This window comes from Nocardia sp. NPDC004604 (assembly GCF_040609795.1).
In the GTDB taxonomy this organism is placed as follows: domain Bacteria; phylum Actinomycetota; class Actinomycetes; order Mycobacteriales; family Mycobacteriaceae; genus Nocardia.
Genome location: NZ_JBEXLC010000127.1, coordinates 1 through 26,268 on the forward strand (window position 1 = coordinate 1; position 26,268 = coordinate 26,268).

5 protein-coding genes are annotated in these 26,268 nt (G+C 65.1%); 1 reads left to right on the forward strand and 4 read right to left on the reverse strand.

All coding sequences use genetic code 11. The annotated features are described in order from the left end of the window. From ABZW16_RS33465 to ABZW16_RS33480, 4 genes are all read right to left on the reverse strand, one after another. The coding region (locus tag ABZW16_RS33465; protein ID WP_354960105.1) for a hypothetical protein at window positions 1–1,533 on the reverse strand (1,533 nt) is incomplete at its 3' end. Window positions 1,534–1,793: 260 nt separating this feature from the next. Continuing rightward, window positions 1,794–2,126, reverse strand: coding sequence for a hypothetical protein (locus ABZW16_RS33470; RefSeq protein WP_354960106.1), 333 nt, complete (start codon window positions 2,124–2,126; stop codon window positions 1,794–1,796). A gap of 1,618 nt (window positions 2,127–3,744) precedes the next feature. Continuing rightward, the gene (locus tag ABZW16_RS33475) at window positions 3,745–5,430 is read right to left on the reverse strand and encodes a hypothetical protein (RefSeq protein ID WP_354960107.1); all 1,686 of its coding nucleotides are present in this window, start codon (window positions 5,428–5,430) and stop codon (window positions 3,745–3,747) included. Between the two features lie 1,128 nt (window positions 5,431–6,558). Then, window positions 6,559–6,984 carry a hypothetical protein gene (locus ABZW16_RS33480; protein ID WP_354960108.1) on the reverse strand — a complete coding sequence of 142 codons (426 nt, stop codon included), beginning with the start codon at window positions 6,982–6,984 and terminating at the stop codon, window positions 6,559–6,561. Between ABZW16_RS33480 and ABZW16_RS33485 the strand changes: the two genes are divergently transcribed. Continuing rightward, window positions 6,979–26,205 (forward strand): GNAT family N-acetyltransferase, encoded by a 19,227-nt coding sequence (locus ABZW16_RS33485; protein WP_354960109.1) that lies wholly within the window; start codon window positions 6,979–6,981, stop codon window positions 26,203–26,205. The two genes, ABZW16_RS33480 and ABZW16_RS33485, sit on opposite strands and share 6 nt — an antisense overlap. Window positions 26,206–26,268: the final 63 nt, after the last annotated feature.

A 26,268-nucleotide genomic window follows, 5' to 3' on the forward strand; every position in this document is an offset into this window, starting at 1 on the left:
CAGTCGGAGACGCCGCGCCAGCGAGCCTCTTACCGTCGTGCGTCGGCCAGCGTGTTCACCAAGAGCGGCGATTGGCTTCCATGGTCGGGTACCGGCGAGCGGATCGCCGCCCCACTGACCTCGAACATCGGCGCACACACACCTGCGGACGACCCCAGCGCGAATCCAGGCACTCAGGCAGCAGTGGTGTCTGACGATGTTGCGAGGCTTGTACAGGTCAGCCGGCGTCGTCGGTTGATCGACCAGGCCCAACAGGCCACCGCCCGCGCGACCGCGGCGGCAAATGGGGGCACCGGAGTCGACGCCGGTGATGGCTCGTCGGCACCCCCGCCGCCGGACACCACACCGGAAACCTCCGACGGCGAGACGTCGGCCGAGAAGGATGCCGCCGAGAATCAGCCTGCTCATGACGACGAGGCGGCGGCTGAGGTCGAGCCCGCAGAGCAGAGCGAGCACGAGATCGAGAAGCGTAAGCAGCTGAAGGCGGAGGTGGACGCCGACGTCGAGTCGGTCCGGGAGGCGCGTGTACGCGCGGAGAAGGCGTGGGCCGATTACGTCGAGGCCCAGTCTCGCCTCGATGTTGCCGAGCAGGCGAATGGGTCGACCGAGGGTGAACCGACGCAAGATGTTTCGCAGTTGCGGGCTGCCGTGGCGGAGCACAGTCGGGTGGTCGAGGACGCGCTGGACGTCTACCAGGTGTTGTCGGATGAGGCGGTGCAACACAAGTACGAGCAGGAGCAGGCAGTCGCAAAGGAGTTGATCGACGCGGCCGACGATGCGCGAGCGGAGATGATCGCGCGGACCGACATTGTGTTGAATGGTGATGGGGAGGAGGTGAAAGGTGTGGGGGAGCGCCTGCACGACGCGAAGGAACGGGTGTGGGCGGCCGAGAAGAAGGTGGCCAACCTCCTGGCCGAGGTTGAGGCTGTGGAGAGCCATCAACTCGACGAGAGCCTCGTAGCGCAGCGAAAGCTGGTTGAGCACGCGAAGACCGAGCTGGGCAATCGTCGTGTGGAGTTGGCGGGTGAGCGCGAGGAAGCGCCGCGACCCGAGAAGGTGGCGCAGCTGGAAGCCGAGATCGACGAGTGGCAGCGCCGGTTGCGCGGGGAGTCGATGGAGTACGAGGCAAGGTTGACCGCGGCGCGCGAGCAGGCGTCCAGGGAGGACTCGCCGACGGAGCGGACCCGCGCGCAGGCGTTCGCGGACAAGCTCGAACATGCCGTGAGTGAGCGGAACCAGTTGTTGCGGGACGAGTTTGCGCAACGCGACGGCGGGTCGGAGCCGCTGCGGGGATGGCGTGCGCGCAGGCTTGCGGGCCGCGAGTTCGATGATGCTATGCGCGGGTTCGAGAATCGGGTCAACGAGCGTGCGACGCAGTTGGGCCGGTTGATGCGGGAGGCCGCGCACGGCCGGATCGAAGCGAAGCTGGAGGACGCGGAGACGGAGTTGGGGAAGGCGATCGTGGCGTTCGCGCAGGAGCGGGACGCGGTGGAGCAGGCGGTCGTGGGGGTGATCGAGGAGCGGCAGGCGCATATGCAGGCGGCGGCGGCTGGGGATTTGGCAGCATACTACGACGGGTTGGCGGGTCCAGACGCGTTGCTGGTGGGGGCGGAGAAGATGTCCGACGCGGCGGAACCCTTGGTAGACGCAATCTTTATGTATGGGGATGTGCTGCTACATGATTCGGGGGATGACAACCCGGTGACCCGAGCGCCGTCCGTGGACGAGGTGCGCGAGTTGGTGAAAACCGGTTCGCCCGCAAGGCGGTTGGGTGCGATGGCCGAATTCATGTATCAAAGCGAGAAGGTGACCAATCCCAACGATCCGCGGACGCCGCGACGCAACCAGCTGAAGGCTTTCGGGGTGTTGAAGTTTGCGCTCGTGAACATGCCTGGTGGGGACGGCAAGACGATCGCGGTGCACATGGATGTGACGCGGAAGGCGATCGAGGACGGGGTGGTGAGTTTTGCGACGAGTAGTGATCCGTTGGTGCTGGCGTGGTTGGACGAGTACTCAAGTCGGTATATCGCGCCCGAGTTGTTCGATATCGGGGTGGACGCGACGCGGTTGAACGACGACGGGTCGACGGTGATCAACCCGGACCGGGCCAACATCTTGGCGGGCACACCGTTGACGTTCGCCACGCTTCACGCGCGGGCGGTCTCGGAGATGGTGGCGCGGATCGGAGAAGTGGCCACCGACGGTAAGTCTCCGGCGGAGGCGCAGGCGGTGCGGGATCGGTTGGCGCAGGTCGTCAAGTGGAGCAATGATGACGAGCCGAACTCGGATCAGGTCAAGGAGGTGCTCGACGGGCTGGCCGACGAATACGACGTGCACGTGCGCGGTTCCGATGGTGAGCGGTTGCGGTTCATGCCACACGCGCAGGGCAAGCGGGTCAACGACGAGGTCGACGCGTCCGAAGCACAGGTGGTGATCACCGACGGTGATCCCGGGACCGAGGAGGTCTCGGTGGTTCAACACCAGGACCAGTTGAAGACGGGGTTCTGGAAAGCGGTGCTGCGGCAGGGTTTGACCGCGGAGGATTTCGGGCGGCCCACGCACACGAAGGGCCCGTGGCCTGTTTCTTTGACCGACGAGGGGGTGGGCAAGCTCGCTGCGGAGTTCGGTGAGAATGGTGAGGACTTCGTCCGCGAGAACAAGGAGCTTTTCGGTCATCTCGCGCACCGTGAGTGGGGGTGGGGCCGGAACAGCGACTACTACCAGCCGCGGACGGTGAAGTCGATGATCGACGAGCACCTCGACCCGCAGGCGCGGGAGTTGGCGGGGGTGGTGTACGGGCAGTTGAAAGACACCGGCGAGCTGGACGAGCAGGGTCAGGCCGCGGTCGCGCAGTTGCGGGCCTCGGGTGTGTTGCATCCGGGGTGGACCGAAGAGTTCGAGTTGCGGCATCTCGAGGGCAAGATCATCCTGATCGATTCGACCAGCACCGGGAAGTTGCAGTCGGATCCGACGAAGGGCACCGATACCCGGTTGCAGGAGGAGGGGTGGGTGTTGGAGTCGACCAACGGTGTCCCGGTGCAGCGCAAACGCCCGGACGGGTCGGTCGTGTTCTCCGACGCGAGGATCAAGGGCACCTCGTTCGCGGAGGATTCGGTGGGGTTGTCGGCGACGGCTGATCACAGGCGTGACGAGTTCGCCGAGGTGTTGAAGAAGGTTGTCGTCCCGGTCAGCGGACACTATGTGTCGCGGCTGGACAATCGTCCGGAGATCGAGTTTGCCACCGACGAGGCGAAACTGGACTGGGGCGCGCGGACTGCACTGGACACGATGGACATCCAGTTCCATGTACACGAGGAAAACGGGAGTCCGGTGATCACGTGGACGTTCCACGGGGACCCGGTGATGTTGGAGATGCTGGACAACGTGGAGATGTCGGGCGCGGACCTCCGGGAGACGAGGTGGATCGACGAGGCGACCGACGAACTCGTAGTGAAGCGGGTCCACTTGGAGGACCTCGCCCGTGAACAGGGTGTGCCGTTGTGGCAGGTGAAGGAGGACTCGGAGAAAGGGGTGTACGACTGGGTGCAGCAGCGGTTCCACGAGAGAGCGGCGGCGTTCGCGGCCGAGCACGGTTTGGCGCTCGACGGTGACGTGCACCTCGAGGTGGAGAACCTGGATGCGCGCTGGTATTGGGAGCACGGCAACGGTGACGACGCGGAACGTGCCGCGAACCACATCATCGAGACTTTCGCGAAGAAGCGCGGGGGTCTGGTGATCACCGGGTTACCACATCATCGTGGCGCGGACCCGAAACTCAGCGAAGAGACCCGCACGCGTGACCCCGAGTACTCGCGTGACCCGGACGAGTGGGTCGGTGGTTTGGTGGCCATTGTCAGCGGTGGCGCGGACCATGAGGCGGCCACGATTTGGCAGGCCCGGGTCCGGGCCGGGCGCGGTGGTCACGGTGACGACCAGGTCAACGGCGGCCAGGCGGGCCGCAGTTACGTCATCAGCGGGCCCCGTAACCGTATGGTCAGGGTCGCCGACAACGGTGTCGCCACCGAAACGTGGATGTACGCCGACAAACACGCCGAGGCGGTTACGGAGCGCGCCGAGGCCGAACAAGCGCACACCGCCAACCCGACCGAGGAAACCGCGTCCACGCTGGAGGACGCGAACAAGGCGGAGACCGCCGCACACGCGACGCTGCGCAAGCATTCGGTCAAGTTGCAACAGGACGTGATGAGGCAGCTGCGTGAGCAACGCCGCGCGCACGCGCGCAGCATCGGGCGGGTGGCCAGCCCGTTCGTGGCCGCGAGCACGACCGAATCGACCGCTCCGTCCGGCCCGCAGTCGACGCTGCCGTCGTGGCTGCCGCAGCGTAGCGCGTTCGATCCGTCCGGCGCGGTGCGGTCGGCTGCGCAGGCGGTATTGACGCCGCAGGCGTCGGCGTTGGTCGGCGGCGTCGGGCGGACGTTGGTCGACGGGTCGACGGTCGAGCAGCCGGTGCTGGATTGGCTTGTCAAGCAAGGCCGCGTCGCGGAGGCCGCCGCGCAGCTCGGTGTCACGGGCGATCCGGCGGTGCTGTTCGGCAACGACCCGCGTGCCGACGGTGACATCGCTCGTTTGATCACGGGTCTTGTCACCGGCGAAGGTGGTCGGGATGTCGAGCAGCCGGTGCTGTGGCGGCTGCTCGCTGGCATCGGCGACTTCCGCGCAGCCACCCAGGCACTCGAACACGCCGCCGCAACGACACCGGAAACGACCGCGGCAGAGCCGGTTACCCGAGCCGAAGTGTTGGCGGCGCACACTCGCACGCGAGATGCAGTCGAGGCGCTGGGCGCGGCATTCGACGCCCTTCCCGGTTCCGACGCAACCGAGGGCGACCCGACCGATGCGACCGACGCTGCGGTCGCCGAGGCCGAGGATGCTGCCACCGAGATCGACACGACAGCGCTGGAAGCAGCCGTGCGTGAGTTCCTCGACGCCTTCACGAATCTCGGCTTGCCCGATGTCCGCCTGGCGCAGCACCAGAGCCAGGCGCAAACACCCGCACCCGACGAGACCACGACGTCCGCCGCCGCGCTCCTCGGTCTTCCGACCGGCCCGGCCGCGCCCGGGTCCGGGTCCGGTCGATCCGCGCCCTCTCCTAACGCCGGCGAAAACCGGGCGTGGTTCGCGCCCGACCGGACAACCGCGGCCCGTCTTCTCGAGCTGATCGAACAACGCGACGCCGCGGCCCTGGCCCTCGCCGAACTGCGTGTGCCGTTCCGCCGCGCCGCGACCGCGCTCGACCTCGACCCAGCGAGCCCGCCCGAAGAGATGCTGCCAGGCCTCGGCGTAGTCGGTCCGGACCACGAAGCCGACGCCGAGATGATCCGCGATTACCACAACGCGGAATTGGCCGAACGCCGCGCGTTCACCCATCTCGCCGCCCACACCACCGCCCGCATCGAGCGCCTGGTCCACGGCGCGGCGGCAACGGCGACCCCCGAGCAGATCGATGCCCTATTCGCGTCCGATGTGGCACCGTTGCCGAAGGCGTTGCAACACAAGCGGATCCACTGGGTTCTCGGCCGATCCGACGCTGAGCTGCGCGCCCTTGCTGGTGAAGCGGCCCCCATCGACACCGATACGGCTCTACGTCTTCTGGACAACGCCGTGGACGGCTGGACTGCCGTGGTCACACTCGCCGACCTCGACCCCGACGGCCGGCCACGCACGCTGCGACTGCACCAATACGATGGGCGGACCGTCGCCATCGACGTCGCCAGCGGCGACATCTGGATCGTCCATTCGGCACGAGACATCGGCACAGTCACGGACTGCGCGTTCTTCGACGTCTACGGCGACCATGTGCTGCCGACCTCGCCAGACGGTGCGGAATGGGGCCATGCCTTCGACGTGTTCGCCGAGTCCCCGAACATGCGGGACTGGCCGTCGGAATCACCCCGAGAGGCACCGGGGCCGACGAGCAAGTCGATGTTTATCTGGCGGGAGCCGATTCGCCACTTCCACGCCCTGTACGCCGCGAGAATGTACCGGGACCGGGTGCGTGATGCGGCGCAACAGGCCACGGACCCGGCGGTGTGCGCGCAAAGGCTGCGGGAGTACCGGGATCTCACAGCCAAGATCGAACCGATCGAGGAGTTGTCCGGCGCCCGCCTGCGCGCGGCGTTGGCGGTGCAGCATTTCGAGGAGGAGTACGCGGTCAAGGCGCGGCTGCTCGGGTATGATCCGCAACGCCTTTCGCGCACCGAACTGAGCTCCGCGGCAGCGGCTGAATCGGATCCGACCCGGCGGACCCGGCTCGTCGAACTCGGCGCGGTGGCCGCGGACTTCAGTCTCGTGGAGCAGCGCCTGCGCGCACTGGACGAGCAGATCGCTCGGCGGCTGACCGACCCGGTTTTCGTGGCCCTTGCCGCGGACGCCGCGGCGATCACCGATGACTGTGTCGCATTGATGACCGAAACCGTCGCCACGATGACCCACAACTCCGACGTGCGACGGTACGAGCGGATAAGCCGAACCGTGGACGGCGCCGCCGTGGCAATCGGTGCCAGCCTCGACGACGTGGAATGGCGCCGCCACGGAGATCTACTCTGGGCCGGGCACAACGCACTCACCGCGACAATGGGTTTCGAGACCGTCGTCGGCCCCGACGGCCTGCGACTGTCCGACAACCCGGGACACGCTTACGTGCGGCACAACTATCGCTTCAGGCTGCGCCTGGCCGACTGGTTCGGCGCGTCCGTGCGGCCGGCTGATGCCGCCCTGCTGGACGATGCAGGCTACCGGCGGATCATCGGGTTCGACGCCGACGGACGCGTCCAGCGTCCGCTCGATCCGGTGGTGCGCGCACGCGCTGATGAGTTGGTCCGGCGATGGGAGCCGATGCGCGAACAGTTGGCGTCCACGATTCGCCTGCGCGACGCCGAAATCACCGAACTGGCGGCCCTGGTGCCTGGCGGACCCGTCCAGCTCGCCGGAATGTCCGTCGCCGACCGGATCGCGGCGTTGCACAGCGAACTGCAAAACCGCGGCTACGACGCCGCGCTCGAGCGTCTGCGACGACTGGCCGATGAGGTCGATGCGCTAGAGTCGCAGGTTGACGACCTCAGTACGCGGATCGCGACACTGATCTCCAATAACATTCCGACTCCGGACTCTGAACGTTCACCCCCGACGTATCGCGTGTGCGAGCCTCGCGACCTCGGCCGCGTCGCTGGCCTGATCGCCGACCATTTGCTCGAACCCGAGCATTCCGTGCCGATCGTGTGCGAACGCGACGGCGTCGTCGAGAGTTTCGTGCTGGCAACCCGGGACGCCGCGACCGGCCGGATCGTGCTGCCTGCCGCAACCGACGGCATCAACGACGTAGATCGTCCAGCGCCTGCCGTCACGGCCGACGATGACAGCGATCCCGCATTGTGGGGGAAGCGGGACCGTAGTGAGCGGCAATCGGAGGACGGGCCCAACCGGGGTTTCCGGATCGAATCTCTGGAAGGCGGACATTCGAGCGAGCCCCAGCCGTTCGAGGTGATGTTCCCGCTCGGCACTGACCATAAGGCGCAAGACTTTGTCCGGCAGTATCTCGACGGAAAAACGCCTATCGTAGTGGTACAAACTGCCTTTGCTGAACAGCGGAATGGCAGGACGGGTTTCGTGGTGGTTTTTCCGGTCGCGGCTTCGAAATATGATGAGGCGGTCGCCGCCAAACAGGTGCCTGCCGATCTTTTCGCAACTGGGGATACGGTCAACCACGCTCGAGCCGGCGCTGAGATTCTCGATAGCCTGGTCGAACCGGATGCGAAACGCGCCGCGATCGAGGCCCACTACGTAAATCAAGCGCACCATGTCGATCATTACTATCTCAATGATCTCCAGGAGCTGACTCACGACGATGGAAGCGATGCTCGCGGCGAGGTGGAAATCGTCAGCGAGGCTTATGATTTCAGCGACGGCACCAGTATGATACGGCTTCTCAATTTCTCCTCGAATCGGCTGGGCATTGAACGAATCCGGCAGACCGCGAACGTCATTCGGTATATGACAGAACGAAGCGGCGGGGGGCTTTCCGGTCTCCTGGATACGATTATGATCGTGCCGGAGGAGTCCGCTTTGATGCAACGGCAGACGACCTCGTCGGACGGCACTACGGAGATGATTCCGAGAAATGGTTTTCGAGGAATGCGCATGCTGGCGTTGTCTGATCGGATTTTGAAACCGAAAGATCAGCGCAGGCCGCTTCCGCCGCAATCGGCGGAGTTCTTTGACAAATTCCTCGAGCCCGATGAGCCGGCAAGCGGTCCGGGCCGCCCACGCAACAAGGTGTCCGCCGAGGAATGGGAAGTAACTCTCGCCTATGAGATGACCACACTTCTCTTGCCGGGAAACACCCCTGGGCAGTGGGGGCTGTCTGGCCCGGCGCCGACGTTGCTGGGCCGGGAAAACAAGACAGAGCATATGGCTGAACTCGGTGCCGCGGAATTCGTGGGCGGGGAGCATGCGTTGTCGATACCTGACGACCAATATCGAGCCTTGCAAGAGTTGTGGGGTCTGCGCACGAAAAAGGAGCCAGTGCTAGGCCCACATTTCATTACGTGCCGACAACTCGATCTGACGAATGGTCCGTTGCCTCGAAGGCCGTGGAATCCCACTCGCCCATTGGTGGTCGAGATTACCTATCAGCTTGTCGAGGATCGGCAGAACGAAAGCGATCCGGTCGAAGAGCCGGACGTCGACAACGGGCAGACCGTGTCCGACGCGGACCGGCGGACCGACGCCAGCGCTGATGCTGTGTTCGGATCGACGCCGGAGCAGCGCAACTTCCTGTTGCCGCGGGGGACTCCTGGTGCGCCGGTTGCGGGCCGGGTGGGGGCGAGGACTGTGCGTCGGGGTTTCACTGCGGCGGCGGTCGCTGCGGTGCGGCGAGTTGCCGAGCGGCGGGCGGCTTTCGAGGCGAGTGGTGGTTCCGGGGACCAGGCGCGGGTGGCGCTGGTGGAGGATCTGGAGCGGCCGGTTGACGAGGCGGCGTCGAGCGGTGGGCGCGGTGTCGCGCCGGTGCGGGTGTTGCGGTTCGCCCAGACGTCGGTGCCGACGGAGAATTTGGTGGAGTTGGCTGAGGCGTTCGAGGTCCTGCGTCCGATGTTCGGGCATGTCGATGAGTGGCGGATCGATATCGGTGTGCCGAGCGATGAGGGGGCGATCGCGGAAACCACTGTGGTTACCGGAGTGGACGGAAAGGTGACCGCGACGGTCGTGTTCAGCGAGTGGTATGCGGCGCACCGTGATCCGGAGTCGGTTCCCGAGGGGGAGGCTGGGTTGAGTCTGGTGGAGGTGATCGAGGAGGAGACGGAGGCAGGGTATTTCGCGCCCGGATTCGACAATCCGTTCCTGCGGGTTCTGGTCGCGGAGATGTCCACGCCGCGGGCGCTGGAGATTCGGCCCGAGGAGGTCGAGGCCGCGGTCGGTGATCGCGTCGGTGAGCTGTCCGGCTACAGCCGCGATGAGCACGGAAACGTCCTGCATCGCAACGCGATCGTCGAAGCCGTCGCCGAAACACTCGCCCACGAATCGCAGCCTGACACCGCTCGAGAATCGCTCGCCGCCCTCTTCTGGGAAGATTCGAATCCAGCCGATCCGGGTGCGGGATCGGCTGACACACACGAGACCGAACGACCGGCCGCCGAAAGCCGACCGCGACAGGCTGCTGACCGTGACCGATGGATCTGGTCGGATGTTATTCAGCGATGGTTGGACGAAAAGGCGATTGCACTCCGACGGGTGGTCGAGAAGTACTTACGCCGCAGGCAACAGGAAGCGGTGCTGGCGCTCTTGGACGGCGTGCCGGCCGGGAGATTGGCGGCCCGGCTCGGAGTTGAGCCCGACGATGCACCGGGCATCTTGTACAAGGCGGACGTGCGTCTGACTGATGTGTTGCAAGGGTTGGACGAGGCTGCCATGGGCACGGCGTGGGCGCCCGTTGGCCTCTCCAATTTCGTGCAGTCCCTGCTGTTGTTCGAGCGAGGGGAACAGCGTCGCCTGAATTGGCTTTCGGAACAGCTTCAGGATCTTGCCCGCCGGGAGCCGGAAACCGTGCTCAATGTGATCAACCGGCTGCCTATCGACGAACGCGAATGTGTCCGGCTGCGGTTGGCGGGCTTGCGGACAGCAGATGTCGCGCTGCTGTTGGATCTCAGCCAGAGCCAGGTCTCCGATCGCTTGAAGTTCGCCAAGATCAAGCTGAACGCAGCCTTGATCGCCTCGTTGCCGGATCACCCGCACGGCGACGCGGAGTCCAACGGCCGGGAGCCCGTGACCGCCGACGAATTGAACGCGATACTTGATCGAACCAGCGCAGGAGACTTGCGATTGCTTGGTTGGACATCGGATATCGTGCGGGATATCGGCCGAAGGCGGCCCGACTTATTTCTCGACGCGGTCAACATGTTGACCGAGGACGAACTCCAAGCGTTCCGGCGTCGGACCGGAATAACGGAACCCGAGGCCCTCGACATCAGCAAGAGCAACCTGTCGAATCGACTGAATGCCGCAGACATCTGGCTGACATGGGTGCTTCCCGCGTTGGAGGACGCACGGCCTGCCGGCAGCCTCACCGCTGCCGCGGACCCGACTTTTGTCGGCCAACAACTGCGGTCATGGCGCATATCGGCGGGTCGGAGTCTCCCCGACGTGGCGGGTGCCCTTCCGGTCACAATGTTGCCGGTCACGGTGTCTGAAACAGAGTTCGAAGCGGTGTTGAGCAATTACGAACAGGGTGTGGATTTCCCTTCGCCCAAGATGGTGCGCTTCCTGGCCGAGGAGCTGGGCGTCCCGGTCGAGGAAGCGGATTGGTTGATTCCAGTGCTGTGGCAGCACGAGGAGCGGGCGTACCGAGCCGCATTGGAGATGCGCCCCAAACCCATCGACGCCACTATGGCGGCGGTGGGCGCGATCTTCTACCAGATCCGGTGGGAATCCGGGCGATTCCAGAAGGACCTCGTCACCGCGACCGGCGTAAGTCAGAATTTCGTGTCCCTGTTGGAGTCCGGCCAAGCAGTACCGAAGCCGCCGTTAGTGCGCGCGATTGTGAGAGCCCTGGACGCGCCGGCGCGACACGGCGATCGGGTGATCACGTTGTTGTGGGAGCGTGCCGAACGTGAGTTGATCGACAGCCAGCAGGATCCAGATTCCGAACTCGCGCGTATCGGGCGCGCTGTGGTGCGGCTCTACTGGGCCGAAGGACTGATCAACGACGACGCGGCGATCCGGGCCGGCGTATCCGTCGATGCACTGCTCGACTACGTCATGGGCCGCGTACCGTCAGTGCGCCCCGGGACTCTGCTGCACCTCATCGACAAGTTGCGCGGCCCACCGCAGTTGGCCGACCTTCTCCTGAAATGGCTTGATACGCATGCCCGTCGGCGCAACATTGTCAACCAGCGCAATCACGGCATCGATCCGGACTCTGTCGCCGGTCGGCTAGGCCAGTTTCTGTTCGGGCTGCGTTGGGCACGCGACCTGGACCAGAGCGCGCTGCCCGGCAGTACCTCGCGCTACGAAACCGGCCAGAATCGCCCGAGTCTGGAGATGCTCGGTCGGCTGATGACGCTATTCGGCTACCAACTCGGCGATGACGAACTCCGTCATTTGCACAGCACCGGCACGATGCCGGAATCGGTAGGATCACCGTACAGCGAGCCTGTGTTGGTCGGCTCCACGCCGGACACGGACGCAGCGCTGGCGGAGGCCGCAGTCGATGCTGAGGGGCAGTCGGCGGGAGCGGTGCGCGCGACGGTAGGTCGCGCTGTCGTGACAGCTCGCGGCGGCGAGGCAACCTCCTCGGGGGAAGAGCCTGCACGTCGGGCGCCGTCGCGCGCTGGCCCCGTGAGCCCGACGGCCGGCATGCTAGACCCGAAATCCGGCTATTGGCCGCCGCACAGCTTCCCGGAAGGCGACGATCTGACCTATCAGGGCGAGGCGGAACGGGCGAGGCAGGCGGCTGGCCGCAGTCCGGCCACCGACGCGGGCAACCCGACGGCGTCGGAGTCGGTCGACGGTTTTGCGTTAGTCGTTGGCGCGCTCGGGGATCTTGGTCTCGAGCTGCTGGAGGACCCGGGGCCGGGCGTGGCGGCTTGGCGACGGCTCGAGCACATGACGGGTTATCAGCGGGAGTTGGGTGTCGATTTCGCCGGTGCGGTGGCGGGGGTGGTCGTGGGGGATCATGCCTTCGCCGTGATCCTCGCGCTGCCCCGCGTGTTGGTGGTGGCGAGGTCCGAGGGTCGGGTCGTGGTCATCGATTCCGAGGTGGATGGCAGGCTGGATCGGTCGGCGTGGGTCGACCCCGACACGCTCAACCCATTGGAGAATCGCTCCGATATCGACGTCATCTTTATCGATGAGCAACAGCAACTGGCTGACATGCACGCGGAGGGATCCGAGGCGCCCGCTGTCGAAGAGGATCCCACTGCCGAGCCGGCGAAAGCCGCTGTGCCGAGGCGTCGGCTGCCCTCGAACTTTCCGGCCGACCCCAGCCGAGACCATATCGAGATCAATGTCGGTGTGGCCGTCGGGATAACCGACATCGGCGCACCGCACACCTACGACCGCAACCAAGACCATATCGCCTTGGAGACAATGACGGTGGCTGCGGGTGACGAGGAGCTGGATGCCCTACTTATGGGGGTGGCCGACGGCGTCTCTTTCTTCTCCGTGCCCGACAGCGAAGTTGTTTCCAAGCTGGCGCTCGACGTCATGATGGAGCGGGTCGAGCAGACGCTGTCGGCAGGGCTGGCCCCCGGCCGCACCGTAGCCGAAACCGTGGACGAAGCCCTCGATGGTGCGCTCGAGGCGGCGTTCGCCGAAGTGCAGGAGTTTGGCAGACACCCGCGGTACGAGAACACCAAGAAGCCAGGCACGACAGTCCTGTTCGCGGTGAAGATCAACGGTCGGGTCTACATCCGCTGGGTAGGCGACTGCACGGCGGTCTTCATCCCGGCGAGAGGCGACGACGGCGCGCCGTCGGAGGTTGTGGTGTTGACCGAAGGCCACGCCGTACCGGGCACGTCCCAGCTCACCTACTGCCTCGGCTCCGGGCAAAGGGCGCTGCCCGAGGATCGCCGTACGACCTTCGACGCTCCCGCCGCAGGCACGTTCCTGCTGATCTCCGACGGCGTTGAAAAAGCCATGGACATGCGGCAATTGGAAGAAAGGGTGAACATCGCTCCCACCCTGCTCGAGGCGACCGACGGCGTTGTCGGGCAGGCGCGCACGGCCTTCGCGGAGCCGGGCGTAGTCGGCGACAACCTGACGCTTATCGGAGTCCCAGTCGTGCGGACAGCATTGCCGACGTCCGCCCGGCTCACGATCCCCGTCTACTTGGGCGCCCAGCCGCTGCTTCTGGAGGTGCACGAGAACAACGTCGGCCTGCTGCGGGTGGTGATCCCGTCGAGCTACGATGCCGTGTTCGAGGACTTGGTTCAACAGCTCAAGTACCGCGGTACCGACGAGCTGGCCTATCTGCAACGCATGGTCAATGACGTGCTAATGCCCGCATCATGGCAAGCGCGCCAGGCCACCCTCGATGAGCTCACCCGGCAGCCTGCGGTGGTCGTGTTCGGTCGCGGCCATGCCGACGGGCAGGCTGCGGCAGGCGAGGTGCTGGTGAGCGACGACGCGGGCACTCGCCCCGATGCCTGGGCCTACGTTAGTGATCTTTCGTTCCTGCGCGCCGAGAGCGCGCGCGAAGCGCGATTCGATGTGGTTACCGACTCCGCTCTGGACGACTTGGCCGGGACGCCTGCCGCTGCCTTTCATCTGCACCGGATCCTCTTGCCGGGCGCGCACGTGAGGATCGCCGTTGTGGCCGACGACCGCGTCGACGAGGCCACGGTGCAGCAGATCGCCGCGAACCTGCGGCAAGCTGGATTCGACGTGGTGGTCGACTACCGCGAGGGCGCTTTCAGCATTGTCGCCGTGAAACTGGCATCGTCCCCGGCCGAGGGCAGTGCGGGGCCCGCCGAGGCCGAGCTTGCGACGGAAGCGCCATCGGTGGCGTCGCTGCAGGAGCGTGCCGGGATCACCGATGCCGTCGAGCAGATCCCCGGGGCGGGGTTTGATGGTGCGATCGACGCCAGCGCGAACTCTGTAGCCCGCCTCCTTGCCCCAGGTCAGGCCTCCGATCCTGCATTGGCGGCGGCGACGATGGCCGAGTTGTTCAACCTGGCCCGTGTGGTCTTGGATCGTCCAGCGGCGCAGGACCCACCGACGGGGTCGCTGGCCGCGTTGGCCGATCAGCAGGTGTTGGCTCGGTATCTCATGCTTCGTTTCGGTCTCGCGGTATTTGGTGTGGACGACGCCCAGGTGAGTGTCAATACAATCCGGATTTTCACAGGGCGGATCGAGCTGGCGTTTTCGGCGCATTCGGCGATGTTCACGCGCCTGAAGAGGGTTGAGCTAGGTAAGACGCGTTCGCCGCACCAACTGGCCGAGGCTGTTCTCAATAGCGCCCACCCGGATTACGGCAATGTAAGACTTGTTTTGCAACTCGACTATGCGCGTAATCCAGGCGCGTATCCGCAGATTCCGGCGGGGAATCTGGTAGCGGGGGAGGATCCCGGGAATTCCGACGACTTGATCGCGTTCGCGCTCGCTCACGAGCTGGCGCATACGATGTCGTACCACTTCGACGTCGCACGCGTGCTGCCCCTGGTGTTCGCGCGGGCGAGCTTCGCTCTGTCGCTGCGAGGCCACCAGGTGGGAAGTGCCCAGGCATGGGGCGAGCGCGGCAAATCTGTTTACGGCAGCAGGCTACTAGTAACGACCAACGGTGAAGAGGTGCCAATCGAGGCGGTAGCCGATTTCTTTGCGCGCGTGTTGCGTGGCGCTCAGGCGGGAATCACCGATCCGCGATTCCCGGTCTACGCGCTGCAAACCGAGAGCAGGGGGTTGCACCTGCCGAACTTCGTGTACAACACCGTGCAGTTGCTACGGGAACTTCGCGGCCTAGCGGGCGATCTCCCGCTGAGGTCGATGTCGGCCTCAGCGCGGGTGGTCGAAATGCTCGGCCATGTTGGACAGGCACATCGTGACGTGATCGAACTTGCCGAGCTGATTCGGGAGGTGCGGGTACTACGCACGGAGGGGCATCGAAGCGATCGAATTTGGGAGACCACGCAATTGCAGCGGGCGACCGCCCGCGCGGGGGATATGTCGCGGGCGTGGGACGCGCTGGCCACGGTGGCGGAGCCGTCGCAGCTGTGGAGGTATGCAGGCACACTGTCCGAGCTGTTGGACGAGATGTTCCAGGATGTGCACCGTCTGGATCGGGAAATGCGGTCCATCGGGGAGCTGGATCTCCGCCTGGTCGGGTGGATGCATATGGCCGAACGGCGCTACCTGCAGGCCGTTGAGCGGGCCGAAGTCGAATCGAGGACCACGGGCGTCGTTCCCGATCTCGGTACGCTGTTGCGGGAGTCGCTGCCGAACATTTTGCCGGACCTCGAGTCCGCTCAACCCGCCGCCGCGATACCCGAGGGAAGCCTTTTGGCACAAGCTGCCCTGGCGTTAGCAGGCGATCCATCCGAGATCGGCAACGCGTTGCGGCAGGCGTCGACCGGCCAGTGGACACGGTTGGATCTGTTGTACGTGACATTGCGCTCCTACCCTTCGGGTACCCAGGCGTTGGTGGCGCTTGCAGCACGCGGTGGCGTGACGCCCTTGCTCGGGCTGTTCCACGACGATGGTCATATCCGCGCCTTCGACCTTGGTACACGTGCGGTGTCGGAGTACCCCGTCATGCTTGACGCCGCGACGCTGGAAGGGGTCTTCGCCGTCTTGCAAGAACCCGACCGCAGCATGGCGAACCTCCGCTCTGTTGCGTCGGCCTCAGTCGACTTTGCCGAACTCTTCCAGAACCTCGATCGAGTGATTCGGAGCGTCGAAGCCCTGGACGTTGTGGGCGGCGAGTTCGTGTGGCGTAACAATCCGGCGGTTGTCCAGGCCCCCCCGGACGGCGCGAATGCCGTGTACTTTCCGACGCCCGCGGAAGACACGAATCCGAAGCCCGTCGAGGCCGCGGGGGACCGGTCCGGTTCGTCGGCAGCGGGTTCGGAGCCCGCCGCCGGTGAGGGTTTCGGCCTCATCGACAAGACCAAACCCGAAATCGGTCGATTCGGGGCGGGTTACAGTTCTGGCGACGGAACGCACGATGGGCTGGTCGTGACCGGACTTGCCGCATTGCGTGCGGCGTTGGGGGCTGATTTCACGGCGACGGTGTCCGAGCTGCCTTATCACGTGGGCATGCCGAGCCGTACGTGGCTGGACGGGGATCGGCGGGTGGCCGGCCTGCCGGACTTGTATGCCGCATTGCAGGAAAGCGGGACGGACGAACACCTCGCGGCGGCGCACGCGATTCGCGAGCGGCTGCTCGACCCGACCCGAGGGCCGCTGCCGGAGCCTGTCATCACGCGGGAATTTAAGGATGTCCGTTCGATTCTGCCTGAGCGTCTGCGGCACGACGAGGCTTCGCAGCCGCTGATTCATTTGATCGCAAACGGGTTGCACATTGTGCGTACTTTGTACGGTCACAAGGACATCGGCCGTGCGAATGCCATGTACGGTCTGCTGGAGAACGGTTGCCCCGCCACCTACCACAACGGCTTCGAACTTCTCGAGGGTCTGGCGACGCTGTTCAAGGTGATGGAGGCGGCGGGCTTCTCCGATCGTGATGCTCTGTTGTCGTTGGCGTTGGAGGCCTACAGCGATGCCGTCTACGGCAACGGCCGTCGCAGTCATGTCGCTGTCAACCGTGGACGGTTCGACGAGTTGTTGTCCGGCGAGCTTTTCCACGCGCACGCCGGCACCTTGGCTCCGGTGGGTGACGGCGTGGGTATTTCCGAGGATGAGGCGGACCTGGTCAAAGAGGGCATCGAGAACACCGAGTTCAGCGAGGAAACCAAGCAGCAGGTCGGTCGGGACCACCCGAATCCGGTGGTGCGGTACCCGGTCAACGCGGATCTCGGCCCTCTGCACGAGGTGAATATGGATGTGGTCGCCGAGGACATGTGTGCCTTGCGTGCGGACGGAACGCTGGCCATGGTTCTGGAGGACGTCGGCGTCGATATCCGCAAGCTCACGTCGACGATCGCGGTGCTGAGCATGATCGACAAGTACGGTCACCGGCATCCGAACCCGTTCGACAAGTACGGTAAGCCGCGTCCCGTGGAGGCGACGAAGCAGACCGTCCTGCAAGCGACTGCGGCGTCGATGCGTGGTCAAGCCCGATTCCGCAAGAATCACCGGTACGGTGAGGGTTGGCCCGACAATAGGCCGCGTCGACTCGCGGCCGCGGCGGTGTACGAGGTGTTGGCCGACCAGGTCGAGGACAAGACGATCACGGTCGCGCAGACGAAAGTCGTCGCCGACGCCTGGAATTCGATGCCGGAAAACTCGGTGCCGCGCATGACAGTGGTCCGGGAAGGTAGCCGCGTCACCGTGACCTTCGACTACCACCATGACGAAACGCCCACGGGCACGGTGGCTTTGCTCGGGAATGCCGGAATGGCGTGCACCGACACCGCACTCGGCGACGGACAACGCCGGCTTGCCTTCGACCAAGACCTGCCCGATCCGGTCGCTGCCGTCGCGGCGCAGACATTGGAAGGGAAGCGGTATTTCGAGCGTGTCGGCGAGTCGGGCTTGCGCCCGATCACGATGGGCAGCGAGGTAGATGCGTGGGTCGACAGACAGCGCGCCGAGTGGCTCGGAGAGTTGATCAGCCGGTTCTCGGTGTATCCGACTGGGCTGAACCTGGATCGTGTCGATTCGTTCCTGGACGGGCTGGGATTGCATCTAGCGACGGTCGTTCTGGTGGACAGCGTCAGAATGCCGGAGCTGCTGCGGTTCGTCCGCGAATCGATCGGCCTCGACGCTCCGGAGCTGGAGGGCTGGTACCTCGCCGTGCTCGATGTCGTGATCGTATTCCGGAACAGCGAACGCGAGGCACTCAACGGTCCGGAGTACACAGAGTCCCAAATCGTCCACGAGGTGGCCCATGGATCATCGCGGCACGCTTTGTTGCGGTCGGTGGTCTCATCGACCGACACCGGACATAGCCTTGCTATGGTGATCGCGCGGACCGGTCACGTTCTCGAGCTTCCGGCCGGCCCCATCGGCCGAGTGTTGGAGGAGGGCTTCGCCGAGTATGTGCGGGGCAGGTATATCGATAGCCTCGGTTTGCGTGACGGTCTCCTCCGGAATGAGTCACCGGGCAACTATTCCAGGACGCGTGCTGACGGAGTTCAGGTAGCCCAGCCCGCGAAGTACATGTATAGAGACGTCGGTGACCGGCTGGCCGCACCATTTTCTGCCAGCGCGGCCCAGATAATAGATCTGCTGGTGGCGGTGGACCCTCTGCTTTGGCCCGCACTAGTCAGGGCACGGAACAGCGTTGCGGGCTTGCGGGAAGTCGCGGCGCGCATCGACGCGATTTCTCTCGGTCTCTATCGGAAACTGCGCGACGACTTCAATAACGAGGAGTTGTTCCCCCCGGCGTTGGACTATGTCATTGCGGTTCTTGCCGAGCGGCCCTCCGACCGCGTGACTCCCTCCGTCGACCTGCCCGCAGTGACAGCGGAGCGCCCGCCGGGCGACGAGACCAACGCGGGCAACGCTCTACCGGACTCCGGCAACCGCCAAGCTTCTGCTGTCGACGTGTTTGAGCCTGACGTTCGCGACCGGTCGAGTGAGCAAAGCCCATCCGACGTTCCGGCGACCGGAGAGGCCCCCGCTTCGGACGTACCGGCAGCCCGCAGCCGAGACGCTGTTGACAACGACCTGGTGGAGATCGGCGCGTATCTGGAGAACCCCGACGGCGTGAGCCCGTGGGTCACTGTGGCTTCCGCCAACATGGGCGGAATTGGAGATGATGAGGCGGCCGCCGGGACGGGGCAGGAAGCGGCGGAGCCAGAGTGGGCTGCCGAGACGACGCCACGGGCGGCGTCTGTCACTGGTGCGGTCGACCTGGAGGAACCGCAAGACGGCGACGCGGCGCAGGCGTACACGTCGGCACTGAAAAACGTGTGGGCGGCCCGGCCGCGCGCGGGTGTGGCGGTGGGGTCGCCGAACACGGTCGCCGCGTTGACCGACGCGCGAAACCTGACCGAGTTGGGTGGCCTCGCCGCCCAGGAGTGGACCGACGAACGATATACGCCGGTCGTGATCGATCAGGACGGTGTGCCTGTTGCCTTGGGCTTCGTCCCGGCGGGCGAGGTGGAGGAGGCGACTCCGCCGGGCCCGGTGTGGCGGGGCGTACTCGACGAAGCGGCCGAGATGATCGTCGTCGAGTGGCACTCCGGGACAGCGGTGTTCGCCGACTTCGAGTACCGCCGTGACCTAACGGACCAGATCAGGGTTGATCCGGTCGTCGTACTGGAAATGATGCCCGCGTTCCAGCACATCCGGGATCTCGCAGGTTCGCGCGGGCTGACCGAGGTCGATATCGCCGCAACGGAGTCTGCTGCCAGTTTCACGTTCCGCCAGCCTGATGAAGCTGATGTCGACCAGTCCGTACTGCGGCTGGATCCGCTCGTCGCCGTCGACGAGGCGTTGGCGCAGTTGCCGCCGGCCGCCCGCCGCAAAGTCACGATTGGCTCGACGCAGGTCCTGACGCTGCTGGAGCCACGGATACGGGCGGAGTTCGCTCGCGTGATCGCACCTGGCGGGATAGTACGGGGCGTAGTATTCCTCGGGCTTTCGGCCTCCCGAGGTGAGATGCGGCGCATCGCGGAATACCTTGTATTGTCGGGCTTCTCGTCGGTGAATATCACCGACGAGAAGGAAAATGCGCATGGCCGCGTCACCATGACCGCGGTGCGCTCCGATCCGGGTGCTGGAGTGCAAACGCCTCGAATCACCGGTCTCGAGCTCTTCGCGGAGACCGACGATGTCTATAGTGCGAGTGCCGCCGTGGCCCGCGCCCACGACAGCGGTGTCACATCCCAGGATGACCTCGTGGAGCGATATGTCCACACGGCTGCGGCGCGTGGAGATCTGAGGGACAGGATCACGGGTCTGCTCGCTTTGCGTGGTCTAGTTCAGCAGGCGTTGATCCTGACCGGGGACGGCATCGTCGGGGCGTTGGAGAACGCCCCGGTCGCTGCTTCCATCGCGACAGAGGCCGCCATGGCCGAGTTGGTCGCGGAGTATGAGGCGCTCGGTGCCGAGCTGATCGAACTCAATCTCCGCATCGCTGCGGACCCTATGCGGTGGCGCGATGAAATACAGAGCCCCGATGCCGTTGTCGAGGTTTCGGCTGTCACGAAAGTTAGGCCTCAGTCGATGTTCGAGTTTGCCCTCTGGAATCCCGGACATCCGCTTTTTGTCCGGCTGCAAATGGAGGATGTTTTCACAATCGGCCATGACCAATATTCGTACGCGATGCCGGACGAGCCCAGTCGCAGCCCAGCCTCGGACTCGGCGGGAAATGCGTCGGTGCCACACCACCGCGCCCTGGTCATGATGCGGTACTTCGGCGTCACCCTCGGAGACCTACAGCAGTCCATTGCGGCGCGTCGAATGGCCATAAGCCGGCTGGCCAACAGGACCAAGGCAGACCTCGAGACCCTAACCGTCAGCGGCACGCCGACTCCGCGACTGTTCCACCCGATGATGCAGGGGCGCGGAGAGTCCGTCTTTCGGCGGCGCGCGGTGATGCTGCTTGAACGGTTACTGTCGGGTGAGGATCCGCTGCACTTTGCCGATATGGACCGCAGGGAGCTCAATCGGTTGCTGCCCAAACTCGGTCAGGCCGCTGCCCTGCGCGCGTTCGCGGCGGCGAATCCGGACGTCGAGCCGACGACGGAAGCATTGCTCGACTGGCAGGCGGCCGCTACCACCTCGGAGTGGTCTTCGATTGCGCGACGGCAGGAGGTCCGCCGCCTGTGCCGCGACCTCGTGCGAGAGCTCAATCGGATTGGGCGTGTGGCCGATTTCGAGCTGATCGGGGACGCGATGAGCCCGTGGACGGGTCTCGTCATCAACTATCAAGGCACACCGCCGTATTGGAACGATGACGAAGAGGCTCGGCAATCCTGGTCCGCTCTCACAGATCGGATACATGAACTCGCGTTCACCTGGAGCGTGGCGCAGCCGGGTTTGATCGCGATTGCGTTTGCCGCCGGTGACATCCCGTTCGATACCGCGCTGGGGCGGTCTGTGCCGATGCGGCCTGCCCGCGAGCTGCCGTCGGATCTCGGTCTCGAGTACGACACAGAGACTGCCGAAGCGGTGTCCGTCGTCGTTCCGGAGTCCGACTCCGCACCGCTGTTCTACACCGAGGCGGATAAGACCGTGCGTGAGGTGCGCCCGATCCGCGCCGATGAGTTGGATAAGGTTATTGACTTGGACGTCGCCGTTTTCGGCACCTTTGCATATCCCCGGGACGTGATGGCGTTCTTCATTACGCGATTCCCAGAGCTTTCCTTTGTTGTGGTGAGCGACCGTGGGCTGGAGGGGTACTGCCTTATCGCTATTCGATCCGACGGCTCCGGGTATGTTCTCGGCACCGCAGTGCGGGAAGACGCACAAGGCCGCGGCATCGGTTGGCAGGAAATGGTGGCAGCGGTGACTGCGGCGTTCGACCTCGGCCTTCCTTACATCCTGCTCTCCGTGGAACCCGACAACGAGGCCGCCCTGCGCATGTACCTGGATATGGGCTTCAAGATCGTCGGCTTCAACCCCGTCCACTACGGTGAAGGCGAGCCCCGTTTCGAAATGGTCCTGCGTCCCCAGGACTTCCGCCCCGAACGTCCGTCGAAGAAGCCACGACCGGAGCGCGGCCCGCCCTCCCCGGCACCGGATCATCTACTGCCGCAGGCCAACCCGGGCGACCGCGGTGACGGCGTGCGCCGGCGAATCATGGAGCGCGCGGTCGTGGCCCGCCGTGAGTTCCCGGAGCAGGTCACCGAGGCGATGGTGGCTGCCGCGAAGCTGACCGAGAAGGGCCTCGAGTGGGAGGCGCGTATCGCCGCGAAAGACGATCCGGTGGAGCGGCTGCTGCTAGAGGAGAGTGCCCGCCTCCACATTGTCGGCGCTGCCGAGCAGCATGCCGATGTCACGTTGGATGTCGAGTCCAGCGCCGCACCGCTGCGGACGGTGGTCGACCTCGCGGGAGCGGTCGTCTTACTGGGGCACACACTGATCCGCGACGGTTCGTGGACCTTCGCTATCGGCGAGACTTTTGACTCGAAAGCCATCGCGGAGACCAGCGAGCTCGAAGACGGCGGCCATTACGTTGTGATCAACGAGGAATACGCCGCGAACCCCGACCGTCTCGCCGAGGTGGTCGACGCCGACGAAGAGGTGGGTCATCTCGCGGACGGCATCGACAACAAGCTGCTGCGCGTCCTTCAGCATGAGATCCTGCATCCACCGGCGGGGAAGATCGCTGCGGCGAAGGTCCAAGCCGCGCTGCGCGACGGTTACCGCGAGGCCGTCGCTCACGGTTACCAGGGCGGCAACCTCGCGTGGCGGGCCTTGCCCGCCACGTGTTTCGACGCGGACGGAAACCTCTTGCCGGAGGAGGCGCTGACCGAGGCGGCTGTCCACATCGCACGCCACGGGCGTCAGTTGGGTACGGTCTGGGACGTACTGTGGCGGCTGTACACGCCGCGACAAAAGCCGTTGAGCGCAGCCGATTTCCGCGACCATCAGTACGGCGAGCTGTTGCCGTCGGGCGATGAGGCACAGGGGCGCCATGACGTCGCACAGTTCTTGGTCGATCTGGACGAGCTGATCGGCGGTCCCACAATCCGGAGTCGCGTCCTCGAGAGCCTGGACGCGCTTGCGGCCGGCGTGAAGGAATACATCGCGGGTGACCCGGAATCCCACGTGTATCGGCTTTGGCTCGATGCGTTGCTGCTATCCAGGCAGGCCCCGCTGGCGCAGGGGTGGAATTATCCCTGGACTGTCGATCGTGCGGTTGAGCTGGGATCCGATGATCGCGCCCGATATATCGCACAGACCGAAAACGACGAGCTGACAAAACGATTCGATCGGCTGCTCCCGGAAACGCAGGCACTACTGTCGCTGTCCGAGCGCGTCGACGGGTGGACGCGGGGCGCGGTGCTGGCGGCGCGCCGAGCAGTGCACGCCATCTTCGAGCAAATCCCGGCCAACGAGCCGGAGTTGACGCCATCGATAACTGTCGACGACGAACATAACGTGACGTTGGCGATTACCGGTTTCGCGGAGTCGCCGCAGCAGAGCCTCGAGCCCCTCGGGGCGAGGGTGTCGCCTCAGGAGCAAGGAGGGTTCGTCGCAGAGTGGACCCTGCGTCGCACCGGTGTTGTCGACGCGCCGCGCCCGGTGCCGGACGGGGAATCGATCCGTGGCACTGCTGACGCCGCCACAACGCTGGCGGACCGGTTGGGCTGGTCGGAGGAGGACATCCAGCCGGTGCGGGAGCTGGCCGATATCGTCCTGTCCGATCCGAATGCGACGGCAGGCAAGGACCGGCCGGTTACCGTGGATCTCACGCCGCTGGGTGAGGCGGGTATCCGGGCCGGGATTGCCATGGGTTCGGGGCCGATACCGCAGGAATTGTTGGGGCACATCGTCGATTACGCCGACGAGTGGACCGCTGTTCCATCCGCCGAGGGCATTCGTTTGGTAATCGATTTCTACCGCTCGGACCCGATGATGCTGACCCAGCCAAGGCCGTTTCACGACGACCCGCGGCAGCTTGGCGATGCGATGTCCACCGACCCCGGCCACAGGGAGTGGCCGCGCCATAACCCGGTGCAGAGCCGACCCACCGCGATCCTCTCCGATGCCGCGGACGTCGACCGCTTCGCCGCTGATGTCGCGTTCTCCTTCGGTGTCGACGGCATCGTCGACACCGAGCCGCTGCGCCGGGCAATGGGTAACTTGCGCGCTGAGGTGACCGCACGCACCGGGATGCGTGACATCTCTGTCAGCGCGACCGTCTTGATGTCGGGCACCGTTGTGTTGGACGCAGTGACACCCGACGGCGCAGTGACGTCCGCTTTGGCCCGGATGTCGATCATGTCGAACGCATTCACCGTGCTGCTCGGCAGTGAGGGGGCCGATCAGCACCTGCAGCGAGTCGTGGGCGACGTGCTGACCCGTCACGGCTGGAGCGTGGACATCACGTCGATTGCCGTGGCGCAGAACGCGGTCGTCGACGCGGTAACCGCAGCCCTTTCACACATCGCGGGCGTGGCCGTGAATATCCGCCCGACCGCCGATCAGCAGTCAGGCCGGAGCTTCACTGTCGATGTTTACGAGGCCGACGGCACTGTGCACGCCGTTTACCCGCCGACGCACGTGGCAGCCGCCCGGCGTGCCGAAGAGCTTCATGTGGAAGGGGAGGAAACCGCCAACTCGATCCTCGCCGACCTAGCTGCCGGCGTTGATCCATTCGGCGAGGACGTCGATTCAGAAGGAGATTTCGAGGAATCCGGCTCTGAGTACATCCCGACAGTCACCGGTGCGGACCATGTGGCGCGGATCGCCGTGCTGGCACATGCGGATCTCCGGCCCGAGTCGGGTGATCTGCTCGAACAGGCCACGACACAGCGGGACTCGGCCTGGTCGCGGATTGCCGAGTTGACCGGGCTGCCTGCCGCGCATCCGATCGACCCAGATCGGCTGCGCGCTGCGATCGCCATGATCCAGGGCGCGGTGGCGAGCCTCGACGATGTGGGTTTGATCGAGGCCGTGCGGTCCGGCAGACTCGCAGACCTCGGACGCTGGCTCGCCGCCTGGATCGACCAATGCGAGATATTCGACGTTCTGCTCGACGCGGAGCGCGCGGCCGATGCCGACCCCGAACCCGACACGCAGGCGTCCATGGCGCTGTGGCGGCACACCGTTCGCGTGAACCACACGCTCGGTGAACTCCAGCGGATGCTCGGAACTGCAGAGCGGCCGAGCCGGAGCGAGGAACTGATCGGGTCGTGGCTGCGGCTTGGCGAGGCCGCCGGCGGCGAGGTTTCGCAGTTGGTCGACGCGGTGACCCGCTACCTGTGGTTCGACGCGCTGGTGACGAGTGTTCCCTTCAGTGACACGATGCGAGAGTTCCGGGAGCTGTTCGACCTTGACGGAATGGAGCATGCGACCAGGATTCAGGACGTGGCTCGTGAGCTCGGTAGCGAGCACGCGGCTGAGCTCCTTGCGGGTTGGCGCGACCTCCTGTTCCGATTGGTGCAAGTCGCCGACGAGTACGAGGCGGTAGCGTCGCCTGCTCTCGCCTCCCTGCGTAAGTTGGTCGAGATCCTCGACGAGTGGGCCCCGGCCGAGGCTCGGGCGCGTGTTCTCGATCAGTTCGCAGCGGAGGCACGGGATACACATCTGCGTCGGGAACCGACACCCGCAGCGTTCGCCGACTTGTTGGACGCGCCCCAACCGGACATCGCATCCGATGTGGCGCCGTGGGGCGTCGAGGCCGACTGGCTGGCCGAGGTGGCCGCCCGGCTCGACCAGCATGCGTGGGGGTACCTGAGTATCCGCGAGGTCCTGACCGACACCAAGCAGAAGCTCGGCGAGTTCGGGGTTGTCGCCGACGACATCGGCTTGGTTGAGCTCGAGTTGTTGAATAACCAGCAGCAAGAGCTGGAGGATCGGCTCAGGCCGCACTTCCCCCGTGGTTCTGCGCCCGAGGAGTGGAACCATGCGTCCCTCGGCGTGGCCGCGGCGGACATCCGCGCCCTCTTTTGGCGGTGGCTGGACCTTCGCAGTGCAATTCACTTCGCGATGAATTGGGTCCCGTTGCAGGACGCGCTCAAAGCGCATCTCGCTCACCTGGAGGCTGTCGTGCGCCGCGCTCTGGCCGAAATCCCGCCTTCGCCCCAGCAGGCTGACCCGGAGAGCGAATCCGTCGAGCCGTTCGTTTACCAGCCCAAGCTGAGTGCCGAACAGTTCGACACGCTGTCCGAGATCGAAAAATTCGTGTGTGCCTACCGTGAGTTGTCCGACCGCGCGCTCGGAGTGCTCGACTGGCCCGCCACACTGGCGCATCTACGCGCGCACGCCCCAACGGATGACGAGTTCCCGCCGCCGGTCACGGCCGAGGCGTTCGCCGCTTCCGCGCAGCCTGCTGCCCGCGACGTGATGGTTGTCGGCGGGTCACCGCTCTACGGCATCAGCGCCTTGGACTTTCCGGTCGGCAGCACCGCACACCTCGGCGGCCTCGAGATCTTCGAACTCGACGTCGATAAATGAACGTGTTGCTGTATAAAATCATAATAAGGATATTTCTTTAATATATAATCTACATAATCATTG